General features: G+C 52.0%; 16 protein-coding genes and 4 pseudogenes. 10 read left to right on the forward strand and 10 right to left on the reverse strand.

Going from position 1 to position 18,307, the window contains the following annotated elements:
- Window positions 1-7 precede the first annotated feature (7 nt).
- Both ACQ86O_RS05950 and rhaB read right to left on the reverse strand, forming a co-directional pair.
- Window positions 8-1,264 carry an L-rhamnose isomerase gene (locus tag ACQ86O_RS05950; protein ID WP_431224500.1) on the reverse strand — a complete coding sequence of 419 codons (1,257 nt, stop codon included), beginning with the start codon at window positions 1,262-1,264 and terminating at the stop codon, window positions 8-10.
- Window positions 1,261-2,730 carry a rhamnulokinase gene (gene rhaB / locus ACQ86O_RS05955; protein ID WP_431224501.1) on the reverse strand — a complete coding sequence of 490 codons (1,470 nt, stop codon included), beginning with the start codon at window positions 2,728-2,730 and terminating at the stop codon, window positions 1,261-1,263. The genes ACQ86O_RS05950 and rhaB overlap by 4 nt, the downstream gene beginning before the upstream one ends.
- A 323-nt stretch (window positions 2,731-3,053) precedes the next feature.
- Here rhaB and rhaS point away from each other — a divergent pair, with 323 nt between their 5' ends.
- Complete coding sequence (gene rhaS / locus ACQ86O_RS05960; protein WP_431224502.1) at window positions 3,054-3,875, forward strand: HTH-type transcriptional activator RhaS; 822 nt, start codon at window positions 3,054-3,056, stop codon at window positions 3,873-3,875.
- Between the two features lie 86 nt (window positions 3,876-3,961).
- Window positions 3,962-4,801 carry an HTH-type transcriptional activator RhaR gene (gene rhaR / locus ACQ86O_RS05965; protein WP_431224503.1) on the forward strand — a complete coding sequence of 280 codons (840 nt, stop codon included), beginning with the start codon at window positions 3,962-3,964 and terminating at the stop codon, window positions 4,799-4,801.
- 13 nt (window positions 4,802-4,814) lie between these two features.
- Here rhaR and rhaT read toward each other — a convergent pair whose 3' ends face one another.
- Complete coding sequence (gene rhaT / locus ACQ86O_RS05970; protein WP_431224504.1) at window positions 4,815-5,849, reverse strand: L-rhamnose/proton symporter RhaT; 1,035 nt, start codon at window positions 5,847-5,849, stop codon at window positions 4,815-4,817.
- Window positions 5,850-5,929: 80 nt separating this feature from the next.
- On the opposite strand from rhaT, the gene ACQ86O_RS05975 reads away from it, so the two are divergent.
- Window positions 5,930-6,067, forward strand: coding sequence for a hypothetical protein (locus tag ACQ86O_RS05975; protein ID WP_431224505.1), 138 nt, complete (start codon window positions 5,930-5,932; stop codon window positions 6,065-6,067).
- On the opposite strand, the gene trmL is transcribed toward ACQ86O_RS05975, so the two are convergent.
- The 3 genes from trmL to cpxR are packed head-to-tail and all read right to left on the reverse strand — an operon-like array spanning window position 6,057 to window position 8,653.
- Window positions 6,057-6,530, reverse strand: a complete 474-nt coding sequence (trmL, locus tag ACQ86O_RS05980) for a tRNA (uridine(34)/cytosine(34)/5-carboxymethylaminomethyluridine(34)-2'-O)-methyltransferase TrmL (RefSeq protein ID WP_431224506.1) — start codon at window positions 6,528-6,530, stop codon at window positions 6,057-6,059. The genes ACQ86O_RS05975 and trmL overlap by 11 nt on opposite strands.
- A gap of 57 nt (window positions 6,531-6,587) precedes the next feature.
- The gene (gene cpxA / locus ACQ86O_RS05985) at window positions 6,588-7,958 is read right to left on the reverse strand and encodes an envelope stress sensor histidine kinase CpxA (protein ID WP_431224507.1); all 1,371 of its coding nucleotides are present in this window, start codon (window positions 7,956-7,958) and stop codon (window positions 6,588-6,590) included.
- Window positions 7,955-8,653 (reverse strand): envelope stress response regulator transcription factor CpxR, encoded by a 699-nt coding sequence (gene cpxR, locus ACQ86O_RS05990; RefSeq protein WP_431224508.1) that lies wholly within the window; start codon window positions 8,651-8,653, stop codon window positions 7,955-7,957. The genes cpxA and cpxR overlap by 4 nt, the downstream gene beginning before the upstream one ends.
- 148 nt (window positions 8,654-8,801) lie before the next feature.
- On the opposite strand from cpxR, the pseudogene cpxP reads away from it, so the two are divergent.
- Window positions 8,802-9,295 (forward strand): annotated as a pseudogene (gene cpxP, locus ACQ86O_RS05995) (cell-envelope stress modulator CpxP).
- 170 nt (window positions 9,296-9,465) lie between these two features.
- Here the strand turns inward: cpxP and ACQ86O_RS06000 are convergent.
- A pseudogene (locus ACQ86O_RS06000) lies at window positions 9,466-9,651 on the reverse strand (tyrosine-type recombinase/integrase); the annotation flags it as partial.
- Window positions 9,652-10,288: 637 nt separating this feature from the next.
- Here ACQ86O_RS06000 and ACQ86O_RS06005 point away from each other — a divergent pair.
- Together ACQ86O_RS06005 and ACQ86O_RS06010 are read left to right on the forward strand one after the other, a co-directional pair.
- Window positions 10,289-11,496: pseudogene (locus tag ACQ86O_RS06005) on the forward strand (IS256 family transposase).
- Window positions 11,497-11,531: 35 nt separating this feature from the next.
- Window positions 11,532-11,849, forward strand: coding sequence for a DUF4225 domain-containing protein (locus tag ACQ86O_RS06010; RefSeq protein ID WP_431224509.1), 318 nt, complete (start codon window positions 11,532-11,534; stop codon window positions 11,847-11,849).
- Between the two features lie 416 nt (window positions 11,850-12,265).
- On the opposite strand, the gene ACQ86O_RS06015 is transcribed toward ACQ86O_RS06010, so the two are convergent.
- Window positions 12,266-12,745 (reverse strand): Hcp family type VI secretion system effector, encoded by a 480-nt coding sequence (locus ACQ86O_RS06015; protein WP_431224510.1) that lies wholly within the window; start codon window positions 12,743-12,745, stop codon window positions 12,266-12,268.
- A 321-nt stretch (window positions 12,746-13,066) separates the two neighbouring features.
- Here ACQ86O_RS06015 and ACQ86O_RS06020 point away from each other — a divergent pair.
- The 4 genes and pseudogenes from ACQ86O_RS06020 to ACQ86O_RS06035 form a co-directional block, all read left to right on the forward strand.
- Window positions 13,067-13,192 (forward strand): annotated as a pseudogene (locus ACQ86O_RS06020) (phage tail protein); the annotation flags it as partial.
- A gap of 128 nt (window positions 13,193-13,320) precedes the next feature.
- The gene (fieF, locus tag ACQ86O_RS06025) at window positions 13,321-14,223 is read left to right on the forward strand and encodes a CDF family cation-efflux transporter FieF (protein WP_431224511.1); all 903 of its coding nucleotides are present in this window, start codon (window positions 13,321-13,323) and stop codon (window positions 14,221-14,223) included.
- A gap of 232 nt (window positions 14,224-14,455) precedes the next feature.
- Entirely contained in the window at window positions 14,456-15,418 is a 963-nt protein-coding gene (gene pfkA / locus ACQ86O_RS06030) for a 6-phosphofructokinase (protein WP_431224512.1), read from the forward strand.
- A gap of 182 nt (window positions 15,419-15,600) precedes the next feature.
- Window positions 15,601-16,590, forward strand: a complete 990-nt coding sequence (locus tag ACQ86O_RS06035; RefSeq protein ID WP_431224513.1) for a sulfate ABC transporter substrate-binding protein — start codon at window positions 15,601-15,603, stop codon at window positions 16,588-16,590.
- Window positions 16,591-16,655: 65 nt separating this feature from the next.
- Here ACQ86O_RS06035 and tpiA read toward each other — a convergent pair whose 3' ends face one another.
- Window positions 16,656-17,423: a triose-phosphate isomerase gene (gene tpiA, locus ACQ86O_RS06040; RefSeq protein WP_431224514.1), complete on the reverse strand. Its 768-nt coding sequence runs from the start codon at window positions 17,421-17,423 to the stop codon at window positions 16,656-16,658.
- 126 nt (window positions 17,424-17,549) lie between these two features.
- A complete protein-coding gene (locus ACQ86O_RS06045; protein ID WP_431225661.1) occupies window positions 17,550-18,137 on the reverse strand; it encodes a DUF1454 family protein in 588 nt (195 codons plus the stop codon).
- Window positions 18,138-18,307 lie beyond the last annotated feature (170 nt).

Raw genomic sequence — 18,307 nt, forward strand, 5'->3', positions numbered from 1 at the left:
CGTATCCTTAACGTTGGCTGAGAATCTGTTGTTCGTAGTTGCGTACGTTGTCGAGCCAGCTGGCATCAGCCGGGACATCGTTACGCTGGCAGTAGGTTTCCCACACCGCTTGCCATGGCAGGCATTTCTGTTCTTCCAGCAGGGCCAGGCGTGCGGTGTAGTCGCCACTCTCTTCGACCTTGCGCAGCATGTCGGTTGGCTCCAGCAGCGCACGCAGCAGGGCTTTCTTCATGTTGCGGGTACCGATCACCCAGGCGGCGATGCGGTTGATGGAGGCGTCGAAGAAGTCCAGGCCGATATGTACGCGGTTGAACAGGTTATGGCGCACGATCTCACCGGCAATGGCCTGGGTTTCGTCATCCAGCAGCACCACGTGGTCACTGTCCCAACGCACTGGGCGGCTGACGTGTAACAGCAGGCGTGGAACATACAGCATGGCGCTGGAGATCTTGTCGGAGATCACTTCGGTTGGGTGGAAGTGGCCTGCATCCAGACACAGCGCGGTCTGGCGGCTGGTGGCATAGCCGAGATAAAACTCGTTGGATCCCACGGTGTAGCTTTCTGCACCGATACCGAACAGTTTGCTTTCCACCGCGTCGATGTGGTGTGCCGGATCGAGTTTCTCGGCGAGCACTTCATCCAACGCGCTCAAAAGACGCTGGCGTGGTGCCAATCTATCGATCGGCGTGTCTTTCATGCCATCCGGGATCCAGATGTTCATGACCGAAGGGGTACCGAGCTGCTCACCAAAATAGGCGGAAACGCGGCGGCTGGCCTGGCAATGTTCAATCCAGAACTGGCGGATTTTTGGATCGGCATGGGAAAGGGTAAACCCATCGGCACTCAGCGGGTGTGAGAAGCAGGAAGGGTTGAAGTCTAACCCAAGGCGGTGCTGTTTTGCCCATTCCACCCAGTTTTTAAAATGACGAGGTTCAATCTTGTTGCGTGCTACCGGAGCATCGGACTCAAGGTAAATGGCGTGCAGATTCAGTCTCTTTGGGCCAGGGATCAGCGCTAGCGCCTGCTCCAGATCGGCACGCAGCTCTTTGGCGTTACGCGCCTTGCCAGGATAGTTACCGGTGGCCTGGATACCTCCGGTCAGTGAACCTTCCGGGTTTTCGAACCCCGCCACGTCATCCCCTTGCCAGCAGTGCATCGACACTGGCAGGGTATCCATGGCGCTAATGGCGGCCTCAACATCCACGCCAACGGCAGCGAAGCGCTGTTTTGCCAGTTCCCAGGCTTGATCGATAGAGCTTTTCATATGCAAAGTTCCTCAGGTAATTGACTCAACGACTGAAATTGCGACCAATGGGCAGCAAAGTCTGGATTGTCGCGAGGGGTGAAATGTTGCAGTGGGAAATTCTGCGCCACGATATGGCGGAATTGCCCGATGTCAGTGACGGCATCCAATGCCATCAATTGGCAGCCAACGTTGCCCAGTGTCGAGGCTTCGATTGGCCCGGCGCTGATCGCCAGCCCGCAGGCGTCGGCACACAGCTGATTAAGAAAATGGTTCTGGCTGCCGCCACCGACGATATGCAGGTGGCTGAGCGGGCGGCCATGCATCGTTGCCAGTTGTTGTGCAACCTGGCGATAGAGCATGGCAAGGCTGTCAAAGATGCAACGCACCAGCTGCGGCGCGGTTTCCGGCACGGGCATACCTTGTTCACGGCAACTGTCCTGAATGGTTTGGCACATGTTGGCCGGGTTGATGAAACGATCGTCATTGGGATTAATCAATGAACGGCAGGCCGGTTGTTGTGCTGCCAGGGCGATCATCGCAGGGAGATCGCAGATGTTCAGTTCCTGAGTGGCTCGTTGCAGTAGCCACAGGCCCATAATGTTTTTTAACACCCGGTAACCCGTTGCCCCACCTTCGTTTGTGATGTTCGCCGCCAGGGCTGCGGGGTGAACTACCGGGACCGGGCTTTCAATGCCCATTAGTGACCAGGTGCCAGAGCTGAGATAGGCTGCATCGGCATTCTGTAACGGGGTAGCGAGAACCGCGCTGGCGGTATCGTGAGTGGCCACCGCAATTACCGGGATCCGCTGGCCGCTGGCGCTGGCCCAATAACCAACGCGGTTGCCCGGTGGGGTCGGCTTACCAAACCAGCGTGTTGGCACACCTGCCCAGGCCAGCAGTTCCTGATCCCATTGATCACTTTCAATATTCAGTAGCTGCGTAGTGCTGGCATTGGTGTATTCCCAATTCAGCTCACCCGTCAGACGAAAATGCAGGTAATCCGGGATCATCAACAGATGGGCCACGCGCTCCAGCAGTTCTGGCTGTTGCTCACGCAAGGCCCGCAATTGGTACAACGTATTAAAAGGCAGGAACTGAATGCCGGTACGCTGATAGATATTGCGCCTGCCAAGCTCCCGCTGCGCTTTGGCCATCACCCCCTGTGTGCGGGCATCACGATAAGACACCGCCTGGCCGACCCGTTCGCCTTGCGCATCCAACAGGACAAAATCCACGCCCCAGGTATCGATACCAATACTGTCGAGATGGACGCCTTCTTCATCAAGCTGCGAGAGTGCCTGGCGGATATTGAGTTCCAACGCGTCCAGATCCCAGCAGTCTTGCCCGGCCCGATGTTGCAAACGGTTGGTGAAGCGACTGACTTCACGCAGTTGGAGCTGTTGCTGTTCCGGTTGATAACTGGCCAGCATCACTCGCCCGCTGGAGGCTCCAAGATCGATGGCGACAGTGTTGCGAATAGTCATGAGAGAAAGCCCGTAATTACTTGATGCGAGCAGTGTAGGAAGTTGCGGATAGCCAAGCCTTCTCACCACTGCCAGCGCCGGGAGGGGATTGGCAAAATGGCAAAGGTAAAGGTGAAGTAGCTCACAGTTTGTTATTCGGGTCGTTTTTCTACGGGTTGTGACCTTGTGCGCATTTCTTGACATTGCCCTGTCTTTCTTAAAAAACGCACAGTTTTAGCGCGGTTTTTGGTCAAAACTTTAAGGTATCTTCCCTGATGCTTCTCTTACTATCGATAACCGACGTAGCGCGGTAATCCCGCCGCGCCAAAGCATCGGGGGGTAAGATGAATCTATTGCACAGTAGTGACTTTTTCCCTTCCTGCAGCGCCCCCGTGGTGATCGAACCCCGCGAGCCGCAGCAGGCTTTCCCTGAGCATCATCATGATTTTTATGAAATTGTGATTGTCGAGCAAGGGGCTGGGGTCCATGTTTTTAATGGTAATCCTTATACTTTGAACAGTGGTTGCGTCTGTTTTGTGCGCGATCACGATCGCCACCTGTTTGAACAGACCGATGGCCTGACACTGACCAATATCCTGTTCCGGGCACCGGACGCATTTCGCTTTGTCTCCGGCATTGAGCAATTCCTGCCGCGTGAGCATGACGGGGTTTATCCCGCCCATTGGCGCGTCAGTCAGCAGGTGTTGCAACAGGTAAAAGGGTTGATCTCGTTACTGGCAAATGCGCCGACAGGCGATCGGCCAGAGGATATCGCGTTGCATGAAAGCTGGTTTATGCAACTGCTGGTGCAGCTGTGGCAAGGGTGCCTGGCCCGACAAGGGGACGACCAGGAGGGGCGCCTGCATCAGTTGCTGGATTGGCTGCAAGGGCATTATGCTGAACAGATTGAATGGCCCGAGCTGGCAGAGCGTTTTGCCATCCCGCTGCGTACGCTGCACCGGCAGTTGAAACATCACACCAACATGACGCCCCAGCGTTATCTGACTCACCTGCGCCTGCTGCAGGCTCGCCATTTGCTGCGTCACAGCGACAGCAGCATCACCGATATCGCTTTTCGCTGCGGCTTTGGTGACAGCAACCATTTCTCAACCCTGTTCAAACGTGAATTTACCTGTCCACCTCGTGCGTTGAGGGGGTTGCGCTAGAAGTGTGGAAATCGCGACCCTGTCAACTTCCCCCGGCTTAAGTTCGGCAATAATGCTCGGTCGTGATAAAAACAAAAGGTGTGCAGATGAGGGAGATATTACTGTTAGAGAGCCGAGACTATCTGCCCTCTGAACAGATGCCAGTGGCCGTTGCAGAGCGCTATCCCCAGGAGGGGTTTGCCACACACACCCATCAGTTTTGCGAGATTGTGATCGTTTGGCGCGGCAACGGGCTACAGGTTCTGAACGATCGACCCTACCGAATTACCTGCGGGGATATTTTTTATATCCGTGCCGGCGATAGCCACAGCTATGAGTCGGTGAACGATCTGGTGCTGGATAATATTATCTACTGCCCGGAACGCTTGCGGCTCAATGCCCAATGGGAAAACCTGTTGCCGCCGTTTGACGTGTCACACGAACAATACTGGCGGCTGTCTACCCAGGGCATGGCGCAGGCACGGCCAATTATCGCCCAGCTTTCGCAGGAGAGCCGCAAAACTGATTCGCTGTCAATTCAACTGACGGAAGCCTTGCTGTTGCAGTTGGCCATCGTGCTCAAGCGCTACCGCTATGCGGTAAATTGTGCGCACATGCTGCCAGATGGTGAGCAGTTGGATTTACTGATGGCGGCGCTGCAAGGTGGCATTGAAGGGAACTTTGATCTGCCGGTATTTTGCCAGCAGCATAACCTTACCGAACGGGCGCTGAAGCTCTTATTCCGCCAGCAAACCGGCATGACCATCAACCATTATCTGCGGCAGATACGCCTGTGCCAGGCCAAGCGCTTGCTGCGCCGCAGCGAGTTCCGCATCAGTGATATTGCTGCCCGATGCGGGTTTGAAGACAGTAACTATTTTTCTGTGGTGTTTACGCGCGAGGCTGGTATGACCCCACGCGAATACCGCCAGCGATTTGTCGCGTAGGGTTTTCCAACCCTCAGGACGCCATACCCAGACCCACGATGTTGGCCGCCAAGATGATCACCAGACAACCGATGCACAGTACGGCCACCGGTTTTCTGGTGCCGCATTTCCACTCTTTCAGCAGCAACCCGACGATACCGCCACACAGCACGTAGAAGCTCATGTGCAGCATCCAGCTCATATAATCATACTGCGCCGGGATCTTGGCATGGCCCCAGGCATAGAAGAAGAATTGCAGATACCACATCAGCCCGGCGAGCATGGAAAACAGCACGTTGGCGACCAGCAGTTTCTTCGGCAAAGAGAAGTCTGTCTTGACCGAGAGATTTTTCATGGTAGCCAGACGGATAAAACAATAACCCAGGTTGATCAGGGCACCGCCGCCCATGATGATCACATAACTCGGCAGTGCGACGTAAAGTGGGTCAATCCCCAGTGTGGCTGCCGCTTCGTGCATGGGTTTGGCGGCGTCCATGGCAAATGACATCCCGGCGGAGAAAATGCCGCACATTATCGCCAACGCCAACCCTTTTTTGAGGTTGAACTCCTCGGCCCGAATGCCCATGGCCCGTTCTTTCAGCAAGCCTGCGTAGCTGACGATCACCACACCGATCAAGGCAACAAATACCCCCGCCAGAGACATTTGGCCACCGGCAGTTCCGAACAGGACGGCAAAACGGCCTTGCAGCAGTGGGGTCATCAGCGTACCGATGATCAGCGTAATACCGATGGCGATACCAATCCCCATCGACATACCGAGATAGCGCATGGTCAGGCCATAGTTGATATTGCCGATACCCCACATGGCCCCGAACAGAAACACCGGCAGCAGCGTCGCTGCGCTGAATGAACCATAGTATTGCCAGAAATCCGGCAGCAGTACATAGCTGACAGCCCAAGGCAGGATCAGCCAGGATACAAAGCCACCAATGGACCACATGGTTTCCCAGGACCAACTTTTTACCTGTTTGAATGGCGCGTAAAAACAGGCGGCGCTGGCTGCCCCGACCAGGTGCCAGAGTATCCCTAGCAAAATAGCATTGTTCATCTTGTTATCCTTCGTTGTTGTTGGCGCAGTGGCGTAAAACGCTGAAACCACGGATGAACAGGAAGTCTAAAGAGACACAGATGAAGGAACCTTCAATTGGCTGCCGGGTGATTACCGAGCATGGCAAAATTCAGTGGGTGGGTATGTCGACGATCACAGATTTGGCAGGGCAGTGTTCGGGTGATGTTGGTATCACCCGATGGCGTTCTACTCTTTGAGCAATGCTCCTGCATAACCTAACTGCCGCCAGGCTTCGTAAACCACCACGGAGACAGCATTTGACAGGTTCATGCTGCGGCTCTGGGCCTGCATGGGTATACGGATTTTCTGTTGCGCGGGCAATGCATCAAGAATACAGGCTGGCAGGCCACGGGTTTCTGGGCCAAACAGCAGATAGTCACCAGCCTGGTAACTGACCGCGCTGTGAGCTGGAGTGCCTTTGGTGGTGAGGGCAAACAGCCGCTGCGGGTTTTCGCTGGCTAGAAAGGCGGCATAATCGGCATGGCGCCTGATGCTGGCAAATTCATGATAGTCCAGCCCGGCACGGCGCAGGCGTTTGTCATCCCACGGAAAACCCATTGGCTCGATCAGATGCAACTGGAAGCCCGTATTGGCGCACAGACGGATGATATTGCCAGTGTTCGGTGGAATTTCAGGTTCAAATAAGACGATATTCAGCATGTAAAAAGCCCCTCATGACGAGGGGCGCAGAATAGCAAAATCTTTGCGTGCTGGCGATTAGCGCTGATGCAGTGGCAACCACAGGACCAGACGTAGGCCGCCCAACGGGCTGTCTTCTGCTTTCACCCAGCCACGATGTTGGTTGACGGCAGCCTCAACAATGGCCAGCCCCAGGCCAGTGCCGCCAGATTGGCGATCGCGTGCCTCATCGGTACGGTAAAATGGCCGGAAAATCTGTTCACGGTCTTCCGGACTGACGCCTGGGCCATCATCGTCCACCACGATGGTGATCCCCTGATTATCGGCGCTGAATGCCACCGCTATACGTGTGTGGGAATAACGCAGGGCATTACGCACAATGTTTTCCAGCGCGCTGTCCAGGGCCCCTGCGTTGCCATAAAGGGTCCATGGGCCCGGCGGAGAGGTCACCTCCAACTGCTTACCCATTTGCTCGGCTTCAAAGCCGGCATTATCCAGCACATCGGCCCACAGTTCGTTGGCTTTCAGCAGCTCGCGCACCAGTTCGCTTTTTTGTTGCCCACGAGACAGCACCAGCAGATCGTTAATCATTGAATCCAGCCGTTGAGCTTCGGTTTCAATACGCGCCAGTTCATGGCCTTCGCCGTGGCGGCGGCGCATCAGTGCGGTAGCCAGTTGCAGGCGCGTCAGGGGAGTGCGCAATTCATGGGAGATATCGGAAATCAGCCGTTGCTGGGCTGTCATCATCCTTTCGAGCGCGCTCACCATCTGGTTGAAACTGGCTCCGGTGGCGAGGAACTCCTGCGGCCCAGCCTCCAGCTCCGGATGCTGTTTCAGGTTGCCGCGTGCGACATCATCGGCAGCATTTTTCAGTTTACGTGCCGGTTTGGCCAGGCTCCAGGCCAGCCACAGCAAGAGCGGGGCACTGATTAACATGGTGACAATCAGCAGCAACAGCGGCCGGTCGAACATCAGGTTGATAAAATCGGATTGTGAACTGTTGGCTGGACGGATCAGGTACAACTGATAGTTGTCTTCGCCATCGCGAACCGAGAAGGGCCCAACCAGCTCGACGCGGCCATATTTCTTCTTTTGTGGCTGGTCTGAGTTATCGGATTGACCGATAAAGTTGCGCACAATCTGCATTTCGTTGCGCTGCGCGCCGATCACTCGCCCTTCGCTGGTCACCAGCAGCAGACGTTGGCCCGGTGGTGCCCATTTATCAATGGCGCGGAACAGGCGGCGCCACCACATCAGATCGTTGGCCGGATCGTTTTGCAGCTCGGCCTCGACGTGCTGTTCCAGCATCAGCCCCTGCCGCTGCTCGCTGTCCAGCAGCGAGGTCATCTGGCGGGAGTCTAGCTTGGGCACCATCAACACCAGCATCAGCACCAGGGCTAATGTGAACCAGAAAATGGCGAAGATGCGTGCCGTTAAACTATTGATCATGTAGCAGATACCATCAGGTAGCCCCGCCCACGCAGGGTTTTGAACCACGGGTGGCCGTCTTTGCGATCCGGCAATTTACGCCGCAGGTTGGAGATATGCATATCGATGGCGCGATCGAATGGCGTCAGACGCTTACCCAGCACTTCCTGGCTAAGCAATTCGCGGGAAACCACCTGGCCGAGATGCTGTGCCAACAGATACAACAGGGTAAATTCGGTACCGGTCAGGTCGAGCACTTGCCCATCGAAACTGGCTTCCTGGCGGCCTGGGTTAAGTTGCAGGCCGTCAACGTCCAGCGTAGGGGCGCTGGTATCCACGTTCTGCTGCTGTTCGCTCCAGTTGGAACGGCGCAGAATGGCACGGATGCGGGCAACCAGTTCGCGATCGTTGAAGGGTTTCGGCAGATAGTCGTCGGCGCCCAGTTCCAGGCCAAGCACCCGGTCCAGTTCGCTGCCGCGCGCGGTCAGCATAATCACCGGAGTCTGATGGTGCTGGCGCAATTCCTTCAGCGTATCGATGCCGTTTTTCTTTGGCATCATAATATCGAGCAGCAGCAGATCGATGGAGCTGTCCAGCAGCGACAACGCCTGTTCACCGTCGTAGGCTACGACGATGTTAAAACCTTCCATTTCAAGCAGTTCTTTCAATAGCGAGGTCAACTCGCGGTCGTCGTCAACTAACAGAATTTTGTTCATTGTGATTTACCTCCTGAGGCAAAATACGTCATCAACTGTTGGCATTCCATGACTTTACGTAGTTTTACATGCACTGACGCATGTTTGCAGGTGCAGCGATACACTGCTCCTCGTTGATTAGCAAAGTGAGAAAGCTCGAGGAGTGAAAATGGTTAAGGTTACCGCAGTAGTTATGGCATCAATGTTGGCAATAGGTTCTACCGCTGCCTTTGCTGCTGATACTACACCGGAAACTACTTTGCCTCCTGCTAATGATTCTTTACTGCCAACGCCTGGTCAGAATCACATGTTCGATGGCGTCAGCCTTACCGAACAACAACGCCAGCAGATGCGCGATCTGATGCGCCAGGCTCGCTACGATGTGCCAGGAGTCAACGTAGCTGAAATGGAAACCATGCATAAGCTGGTGACCGCAGACAAATTTGATGAATCCGCTGTGTATGCTCAAGCGGAAAAGATGGCTCAGGAACAGGTTAAGCGCCAGGTCGAAATGGCCCGGGTACGCAACCAAATGTATAACCTGCTGACGCCAGAGCAAAAAGTATTTTAGACCAGAAACATCAGCAGCGTATGCAGCAGGTGCAGCAACAAATTTCTGGTTTGCAGCAAACTTCTGCCCAGAAGTTAAGTATGACCGAGTAGTCTCCAGTTTTTCCTTGCCATAGACACCATCCCTGTCTTCCCCCACATGATGTGGGGGTTTTTTTAACCCTGTATAATCTGTATCCTTAAAAAAAACAGGCTGTTAGCAGAGTTACAAAGGGCTGGGGCGTTTTCAAAAACGTTTGAGCGTGGGTACTATGTGGACACTCTCAAATACCTAACCCTCCTCTCAGCGGGCTTAACATCACCGCATTTTGCAGGTAGTCCGGCGCTAGATGAGCGTAGGCTATAGTCTGCTGTATGTTGGCGTGCCCCAAGATTTGTTGCAGCGCAATAATGTTGCCGCCATTCATCATGAAATGGCTCACAAAGGTATGCCGCAATACGTGGGTTGCCTAAGCAGGGGGAATTAAGCGGGTGATGTTTACCAAGCTGCGCACGGCACGGCCCAAGGCAACAGGGATGCTGCCGTGGTGGGGTTTGTTGGACGGGTTAAACGTATGGCCGAGGTGCATCACTATGGGTTGCGGGATCGGTCTTCGGTGTGGGTCCAGAGGTTAAGTATGAAGTAAGACCCCTACTTGGATATGGTCACAACGATATACCTATTATTGAATCTGCAGTGCTTGAGTATTTATTACAATCATAATAACTGTCAGTCACTTTATTCCTCTCTACAAGAGGGATGAGGTGATAGCAATCAAAGCTATACATTAACAATATAAATCAGAGCATATTACTAGCCTATTGGTCATTATGGTGATGTTGACGACGCAATCGCATTTTTTCACCCATTACATAGATGATATACCCTAACGCTATAATGAGCATCGATATTATCACATGAAATATTTCATTGTCGAATGATGGGCTTAATAGTAGATAAAGCAGGTAGCCAAGTGATAATGTGCCAAACATACCGCCAATGCCAATAAGAAGATTTGATGTAATATATGAAATGGAGACTGTAATTTAAATTGTGTAATTGCCTGTTTTTGATATGTTCTTCCTGACAATGGAGACAGGCAAATTATGGACGAAAAGAAACTTAAGGCACTGGCTGCCGAACTGGCTAAAGGCCTCAAAACCGAAGCCGATCTTAATGCGTTTTCTCGTATGCTGACCAAGCTCACCGTCGAAACGGCGTTGAATGCTGAGCTTACCGAACACCTTGGTCATGAAAAAAATGCCCCTAAAACAGGTTCGAATACCCGCAACGGTTACTCATCAAAGACGCTGCTCACTGATGATGGCGAGGTCGAACTGAATACACCCCGTGATCGCGAAAACACTTTCGAGCCTCAGTTAATCAAGAAAAATCAGACACGTATCACGCAGATGGACAGCCAGATTTTATCCTTGTATGCCAAAGGAATGACCACAAGGGAAATCGTTGCCACATTCAAGGAGATGTACGATGCCGATGTGTCACCCACGCTAATATCCAAAGTCACTGATGCCGTCAAAGAACAGGTCACCGAGTGGCAGAATCGCCCCCTCGACTCACTGTATCCCATTGTTTACCTTGACTGTATCGTGGTGAAAGTGCGTCAAAATGGTAGTGTCATCAACAAGGCCGTCTTCCTGGCTCTGGGGATTAATACCGAAGGTAAAAAGAACTGCTGGGCATGTGGCTAGCCGAGAATGAGGGAGCAAAGTTCTGGCTCAACGTGTTGACCGAGTTGAAAAATCGGGGGCTTCAGGACATCCTGATTGCCTGCGTGGACGGCTTGAAGGGCTTTCCAGAGGCGATAAACAGCGTTTATCCGCAAACCCACATCCAGTTATGCATTATCCACATGGTGCGTAACAGCCTGAAATACGTTTCGTGGAAAGACTACAAAGCGGTGACTAGCGTGCTGAAAACGGTGTATCAGGCCCCGACAGAGGAAGCCGCCCTGATGGCATTGGATAAGTTTGCAGGTATCTGGGATGAGAAATACCCGCAAATCAGCAAAAGCTGGCGTACCCACTGGGAAAATCTCAACACGTTCTTCGGTTACCCTGCGGATATCCGCAAGGCCATTTACACGACCAACGCTATAGAATCGCTGAACAGCGTAATCCGGCAGGCGATAAAGAAACGTAAGGTGTTCCCAACAGACGACTCAGTGCGAAAAGTGATTTATCTGGCGATCCAGGCAGCATCGAAAAAATGGAGTATGCCAATCCAGAACTGGCGGTTGGCGATGAGCCGCTTTATTATCGAGTTTGGTGACCGTCTAAACGAGCACCTTTAATACGCTGGCAGTTACACAGAATTATGGACAGGCTCTTGTTAATTGCTCACGGTATAAATAATATCGTTGAGAATGGCTACTTCCTGCTTTATCGAGAAAGTTATACCGGGCCTCTTAAGTTTATTTATGAAGGGGTGGGCGCTTTGTTCGGTATAGAGAAGAAAGATGCTGATGTTATCTATGCTTTTGTTGATTTAAGCATATCCATAAATGGCTTACTTGGCCTGCGATTAGACGAGGATGCAGTAAGGCTATATCGTTACATTGATACTGATCTGCTTTGGGGCTTAAAGGAAATGGGTATTAAAATGATGTCAAAAAAGAATTGTATTCGGAGTTTGTTGGCAGTATGAATACCTTAATTTCTCAATACGAAGCCTATTAGGAGCTTGTTATGAGTTATGCATACTCTGCGTTTTCTATTTTAACCCTAATTATTTTATATTTCGCAAATAAAAAACTAACATCATCACCTTATCCTCTTCATATTTTTTATGGATAATGATATCTCTCTTATTTGTGCTTTTCCATATGATAGTTTTAAGGTTGCATGTGATCCCTATTTTGGGTATTTCAGTCCCAGAAGATGATGATTTTATGTACTATGGTCCACTGCTCTATGCCATCTTAAGCGTAATAGTCAGCATGTTGGCACATGGTAAAGATAGAAAATAAGTTACAATTAATAACACTGCATTTCTTTTTAACTGAAAGCATGCTGACTTATTTAAAAATCTGTTTGGGATGGCGTTAACCATCCCTACGAACATCAATAGACTCTGTCATCCCAAATACTGTAACCACTGGTGCCTGCGATGTGGTGGCTCCATGTGATACTTTTGTATTTCAAAGAGACGGTTTCTTGCGGTTGCGCGCCGGTGTGGGTAATAGAATGGGGGTGCGAAGCCGAGATATCCGAAATGGTGGCATCAGTGAGTAAGATACTGAAATAAAGCTCTTGAGCACCGGAAGCATTGGTTCTGTAAAATTCAAACAAGGCTTCAAGAGATTCATTATTGGAAATAGCCACACCCAACAATGGCGAGGATTTATCGATAGGCTTGGTCAGTACGGCAGGGTGATGGCTGACATTCTGTTCCCTGGTCATCGAATGGAGAAGGCTATAAATCAGTATTTGGTCTAAATGACCTTCCTGCCCTTTATTACCAATGGAGTCCATGGAGGAACATCCTGCAGAAATAAGCCCTTGCTTTTTACCTTTCAACGTCAAATAGATTACGTTAGCCATTATTCAATATCCTTATATTAACAATATGACTTTGTGCCACCAGACGGACAGCGTTGTATCATTAAGTGAACCTACAGAATGTAACATAAGCGCCCATAATAAAACCCGCATAAAAACGCGGGTTTTCGGCGGTTATGGCGTTTCCCTGGTGTTGCCACAAGAAGCCCATTTACCCTAGAGGGAGGGCTAAAACCCGCCCAACCGATTCGCCAGATCAATAATCAAATATTGAACGGTGAAAACGATCGTTACCCCTGCATTGCGTTACCTCACTCATGCGGTTTGTTGTCTGGTAGGCCCTCCACCCGCCATCGTGTGCAGATCTGCACCGGGGAAGATGCCGATGCCACACTGTTTCCCCTCGATACCCCGGTACTCATCACCGATGTGTTGGCTGCCAGTGGCAAGGCCGGTAAGAAAGGCACCCAGGCCGCCGCCATGCGTGCCGCACAGGCCAAGTGGGAAAAGTTACAGCGCGGTGTGGCTGAGTTCTCGTTGTCCCCCGCCATGATGGCGGGGCTTTTTTGTCTGACATTCCGTTATACTAGGCCCATAAACTTTCTTTGGGACCCTTTATGGAACAGCAATATGCACGTCTGGTGCAATCCGCTGCTTTAGCGGCCACCGCCATGGCTTCCGTTTTGCTACTGATCAAAATCGTGGCCTGGTATCTCACCGGCTCGGTGAGCCTGTTGGCAGCATTGGTGGATTCACTGGTTGATATTGCCGCTTCATTGACCAACCTGCTGGTGGTGCGCTACTCGCTGCAACCGGCGGATGAAGAACATACTTTCGGCCACGGTAAGGCCGAGTCGCTGGCCGCGCTGGCACAAAGCATGTTTATTTCCGGCTCTGCCCTGTTCCTTTTCCTTACCGGCTTCCAACACCTTTATGCTCCACAACCCCTTAATGCACCCGGTATCGGGATGGGTGTTACGGTGATTGCGTTGATCAGTACCCTGATCCTGGTGACCTATCAACGCTGGGTCGTAAGAAAAACGCGTAGCCAGGCGGTGCGAGCCGATATGCTGCATTATCAGTCAGATGTCATGATGAATGGTGCTATTCTGGTCGCGCTTGGGCTAAGCTGGTATGGCTTTCACCGTGCGGACGCGCTGTTTGCCCTGGGGATTGGGGTTTATATTCTCTACAGTGCGCTGCGTATGGGGTATGAAGCGGTACAATCTTTGCTGGATCGCGCTTTACCGGATGAAGAGCGCCAGGTGATTATCGATGTTGTCACATCCTGGCCGGGGGTGAAAGGGGCACACGATCTGCGTACGCGGCAGTCTGGGCCAACGCGCTTTATTCAGCTACATCTGGAAATGGAAGACTCTTTGCCGCTGATGCAGGCGCACATTCTGGCGGAACAGGTGGAGCAAGCGCTATTGCACCGTTTTCCTGGTGCGGACGTCATTATTCACCAGGATCCTTGTTCTGTTGTTCCTTCAGGTCGGCAGGGTCATTGGGAGCTATAATCAAGCAACATGGTCCAATGTTTTATGGATAGATGGATATTGAGTTAGCTCAGCGTGCCATGTGGCGTTTTTACCTAGTTATTGCGTGACCTGAATCAATTCAGCTGGGTGTTTTTGTTATAATATCCAGCAATAAAAGCCGTAAAACTGGTTTTTCACCGTCGTAAAGTGCCAGGGTGATCGGTGAATACAGAATTCTTAAAAAATTGTATCTACAAGTTTAGAGGTAGTCATGATCAAGAAAATCGGTGTACTGACGAGTGGCGGCGACGCCCCAGGTATGAACGCGGCCATTCGTGGTGTTGTGCGGTCTGCGCTGTCAGAAGGTCTGGAAGTGTTTGGTATTCACGATGGCTACCTTGGTTTGTACGAAGATCGCATGGAGCAATTAGACCGCTACAGCGTGTCTGACATGATCAACCGCGGCGGCACCTTCCTGGGCTCTGCGCGTTTCCCTGAGTTCAGAGATGACACCGTACGAGCCAAGGCAATTGAAAACCTGAAAAATCGTGGCATCGATGCTCTGGTTGTCATCGGCGGTGACGGTTCCTACATGGGGGCAAAACGCCTTACCGAAGAAGGTTTCCCATGTATTGGCCTACCGGGCACCATCGATAACGACGTAGCAGGTACCGACTACACGATTGGTTTCTTCACCGCGCTGGAAACCGTGGTAGAAGCAATTGACCGCCTGCGTGACACCTCTTCGTCGCACCAGCGCATCTCCATTGTAGAAGTGATGGGGCGCTATTGCGGCGACCTGACCCTGGCTGCAGCCATTGCTGGTGGTTGTGAGTTTATCGTGCTGCCGGAAATTGACTTCAACCGTGACGATCTGGTTAAAGAAATCAAAGCCGGTATTGCCAAAGGTAAAAAGCACGCCATCGTGGCGATCACCGAGCACATCTGTGATATCGATGAGCTGGCACGCCATATTGAGCAGGAAACCAAGCGTGAAACGCGTGCAACCGTGTTGGGCCATATCCAGCGTGGCGGTTCACCGGTTGCCTATGATCGCATCCTGGCTTCCCGCATGGGTGCCTATTCCATCGAGTTGCTGCTGCAAGGTTACGGCGGCCGTTGTGTCGGTATTCAGAACGAAAAGATGGTGCATCATGACATCGTTGACGCGATCGAAAACATGAAGCGTCCGTTCAAGGGCGATTGGCTGGACACGGCGAAAAAGCTGTACTGATACGCTATCGGATTGCTGCCAAAGAGCCTCCATTTTCGGAGGCTTTTTTTATGTCTGAGGCCGCTATATTCCAGAATGGTCTATCCCAACATTTTTTATTCTTTAATTGCGATGAAAATTTCTGGCAGGCTCTGATGCTTAATCAACCGATTGAGGTTGCGTCATTTTCTAGGGGACTTGCAATGCGTAAATGGGGTGTGGGTTTGACTTTACTGCTGCTGGCATCGGGCGCTGTGGCGCAAGATATTCAATTGCTGAATGTCTCATACGATCCAACGCGTGAGTTCTATCAGGAATATAACCAGGCGTTCGGTAAATATTGGCAGCAGAAAACCGGCGATCAGGTCACGGTACGTCAATCACACGGCGGTTCCGGCAAGCAGGCGACCTCGGTAATTAACGGGATCGAAGCCGATGTGGTCACGCTGGCGCTGGCCTATGATGTGGATGCCATTGCCGAGCGTGGGCGTATAGATAAAGAGTGGATCAAGCGTCTGCCAGACAACTCTGCGCCTTATACCTCAACCATTGTCTTCCTGGTGCGCAAGGGCAACCCGAAGCAGATCCATGACTGGGCCGACCTGGTAAAACCCGGTGTATCGATCATCACCCCGAACCCAAAAACCTCTGGCGGTGCCCGTTGGAATTATCTGGCCGCCTGGGGCTATGCGTTGCGCCACAATAATGGCGATCAAGCCAAGGCTCAGGAGTTCGTCAAACAGCTGTACAGGAATGTGGAAGTACTGGATTCAGGAGCGCGTGGGGCAACCAATACCTTTGTGGAGCGTGGCATTGGTGATGTATTGATCGCCTGGGAAAACGAAGCTTTGCTGGCGGAAAAAGAGCTGGGCAAAGATAAATTTGAAATCATCACCCCGAGTGAATCTGTCCTGGCAGAACCGACGGTCTCGGTAGTTGACAAGGTGGTGGATAAGCGTGGCACCCGTGATGTGGCTACTGCTTACCTGAAATATCTGTATACAACCGAAGGCCAGACTATCGCGGCCAAAAATTACTACCGACCGCGTGATGAGGCTGTGGCAGCCAAATTTGCCGAGCAGTTCCCCAAACTGAAACTGTTTACCGTGGATGATACTTTTGGCGGCTGGACGCAGGCGCAGAAGGTGCACTTTGCTACTGGCGGCGTGTTTGACGAAATCAGCAAACGTTGAGCCAATTAGCTTGGCAATAAAAAACCCCGGCGTGCCGGGGTTTTGCTATTTCAGGCCAGATTAAATCAGGCTTTTTTCGCTAATGCAGCGGCTTTGACGATCACGGCGAAAGCGTCTGCTTTCAGCGATGCGCCGCCAACCAGCGCGCCGTCGATGTCTGGCTGAGCAAACAGCTCTGCGGCATTCTTATCGTTTACAGAACCGCCGTACTGGATGATGACTTCAGCAGCAACCGCAGCGTCCTGTTTGGCGATATGATCGCGGATAAATTTGTGTACCGCCTGGGCTTGCGCAGGGGTGGCGGATTTACCGGTACCGATCGCCCAAACTGGTTCGTAAGCGATAACGGTGCCTTTAAACGCTTCAGCGCCCTGGGTTTTCAGTACAGCGTCGATCTGGCGAGCGCAAACTTCTTCGGTTTTACCTGCTTCGTTCTCGGCTTCGGTTTCGCCGATACACAGCACTGGGATCAGGCCAGCAGCTTTCAGCACGGCGAATTTCTCAGCGATCGCTTCATCAGTTTCTTTGTGATAAGTGCGACGCTCTGAGTGGCCAATGATGATGTATTGTGCGCCCACATCTTTGAGCATGGTGGCAGAGACTTCGCCAGTGAATGCGCCAGACAGGTTGATGTCAACGTTCTGTGCGCCCAGTGCGATGCGGCTACCGCCCAGTTCGTGCTTGGCCAGGTCCAGGTACATGACCGGAGGCGCGATAGCAACCCCACAACCGTCAACGCTGCTCAGTTCTTTGCGTAGGGCGGCAATCAGTTCGTTAACCATGTGAACGCTGCCGTTAAGCTTCCAGTTACCCATAACTAATGGATGACGCATGTTTTTTCTCCAACAAAGGGACGCGAGAGTCTAAATGACAACTGCCGGACCGGCAGTTTACCTGCCCAACAGTATAGAGATGAATCGATGCAAAGGCTTTGCTTTTTGTCATTTATTACGGTGCAATCAGGGTTCAGAAAGCGCTAGCTTAATCGGTTCAACAGCGAAGGTAATGCCCTTATCGCCGTTATCTGCCACCACATAGCGAATCGCCCCAACCTGTTGCTGATAAAAGTACGATCCTTTGCCTTTTTCCAGCAGATTGCTCACTTTGATGATGCTTTCTTCTACCGTTAGCGCTGGTTCAAACTGGCGCATCAGGGCGGCCATATAATTGATCGCAATAGCTCGTGCTGGTTTCTCTTCATTGCCCTGTAACAGCAAATGAGTGATTTGCATCGTTTTGATTTTACCGGTGCCTTTTTCCAGTGCGGTGGAGGCATACAGGTTTTCGTTAAGCTTGCTGGCTGCGCGGGTTAATAGAGGCGAGTCATCCTCTCTGGAAGGGATAACCCGAAACTCGCCAATCGGCAACGTCGGGTTGTCGCGATTGTATTTTTCGCGAAACTGCACCACCGTCAGATCAAATGTGGGTGCTCCGGCCAGCAGATAAGGCGCGTTCGCTGGCGCCGGGGTTATCGCATCTGGTGGATCGGCCAGGGCGCAACTGATGCCGGAAAACAGGCAGGCAATAACGATGAATTTTCTCAGCATGGCATAAAGTATCGGTAACAAAGATGGCTCCGATTAAAACGATAACCAGGGGGAATTGTCAAAAATTCCTGCTGGCTCCCGTTTGCTGAAAGACCAAGTCGTGCGATGGTTTGCGTTCTGCCGGGGTAACTCAACACGGCATCGCCTATGTTACACTGCGGCGCAGAATA

The sequence above is a fragment of the Serratia sp. L9 genome, assembly GCF_050632285.1.
Taxonomy (GTDB): Bacteria; Pseudomonadota; Gammaproteobacteria; order Enterobacterales; family Enterobacteriaceae; genus Chania.

Excerpts from the sequence above, each read along its gene's own strand:
- ACQ86O_RS06015 (WP_431224510.1), bottom strand. The coding sequence starts at position 12,745 with ATGGCTAACGTAATCTATTTGACGTTGAAAGGTAAAAAGCAAGGGCTT.
- rhaR (WP_431224503.1), top strand. The coding sequence starts at position 3,962 with ATGAGGGAGATATTACTGTTAGAGAGCCGAGACTATCTGCCCTCTGAA.
- fieF (WP_431224511.1), top strand. The coding sequence starts at position 13,321 with ATGGAACAGCAATATGCACGTCTGGTGCAATCCGCTGCTTTAGCGGCC.
- cpxR (WP_431224508.1), bottom strand. The coding sequence starts at position 8,653 with ATGAACAAAATTCTGTTAGTTGACGACGACCGCGAGTTGACCTCGCTA.
- cpxA (WP_431224507.1), bottom strand. The coding sequence starts at position 7,958 with ATGATCAATAGTTTAACGGCACGCATCTTCGCCATTTTCTGGTTCACA.
- ACQ86O_RS06035 (WP_431224513.1), top strand. The coding sequence starts at position 15,601 with ATGCGTAAATGGGGTGTGGGTTTGACTTTACTGCTGCTGGCATCGGGC.
- rhaB (WP_431224501.1), bottom strand. The coding sequence starts at position 2,730 with ATGACTATTCGCAACACTGTCGCCATCGATCTTGGAGCCTCCAGCGGG.
- pfkA (WP_431224512.1), top strand. The coding sequence starts at position 14,456 with ATGATCAAGAAAATCGGTGTACTGACGAGTGGCGGCGACGCCCCAGGT.
- ACQ86O_RS06045 (WP_431225661.1), bottom strand. The coding sequence starts at position 18,137 with ATGCTGAGAAAATTCATCGTTATTGCCTGCCTGTTTTCCGGCATCAGT.
- rhaS (WP_431224502.1), top strand. The coding sequence starts at position 3,054 with ATGAATCTATTGCACAGTAGTGACTTTTTCCCTTCCTGCAGCGCCCCC.
- ACQ86O_RS05950 (WP_431224500.1), bottom strand. The coding sequence starts at position 1,264 with ATGAAAAGCTCTATCGATCAAGCCTGGGAACTGGCAAAACAGCGCTTC.
- trmL (WP_431224506.1), bottom strand. The coding sequence starts at position 6,530 with ATGCTGAATATCGTCTTATTTGAACCTGAAATTCCACCGAACACTGGC.
- rhaT (WP_431224504.1), bottom strand. The coding sequence starts at position 5,849 with ATGAACAATGCTATTTTGCTAGGGATACTCTGGCACCTGGTCGGGGCA.
- tpiA (WP_431224514.1), bottom strand. The coding sequence starts at position 17,423 with ATGCGTCATCCATTAGTTATGGGTAACTGGAAGCTTAACGGCAGCGTT.
- ACQ86O_RS05975 (WP_431224505.1), top strand. The coding sequence starts at position 5,930 with ATGAAGGAACCTTCAATTGGCTGCCGGGTGATTACCGAGCATGGCAAA.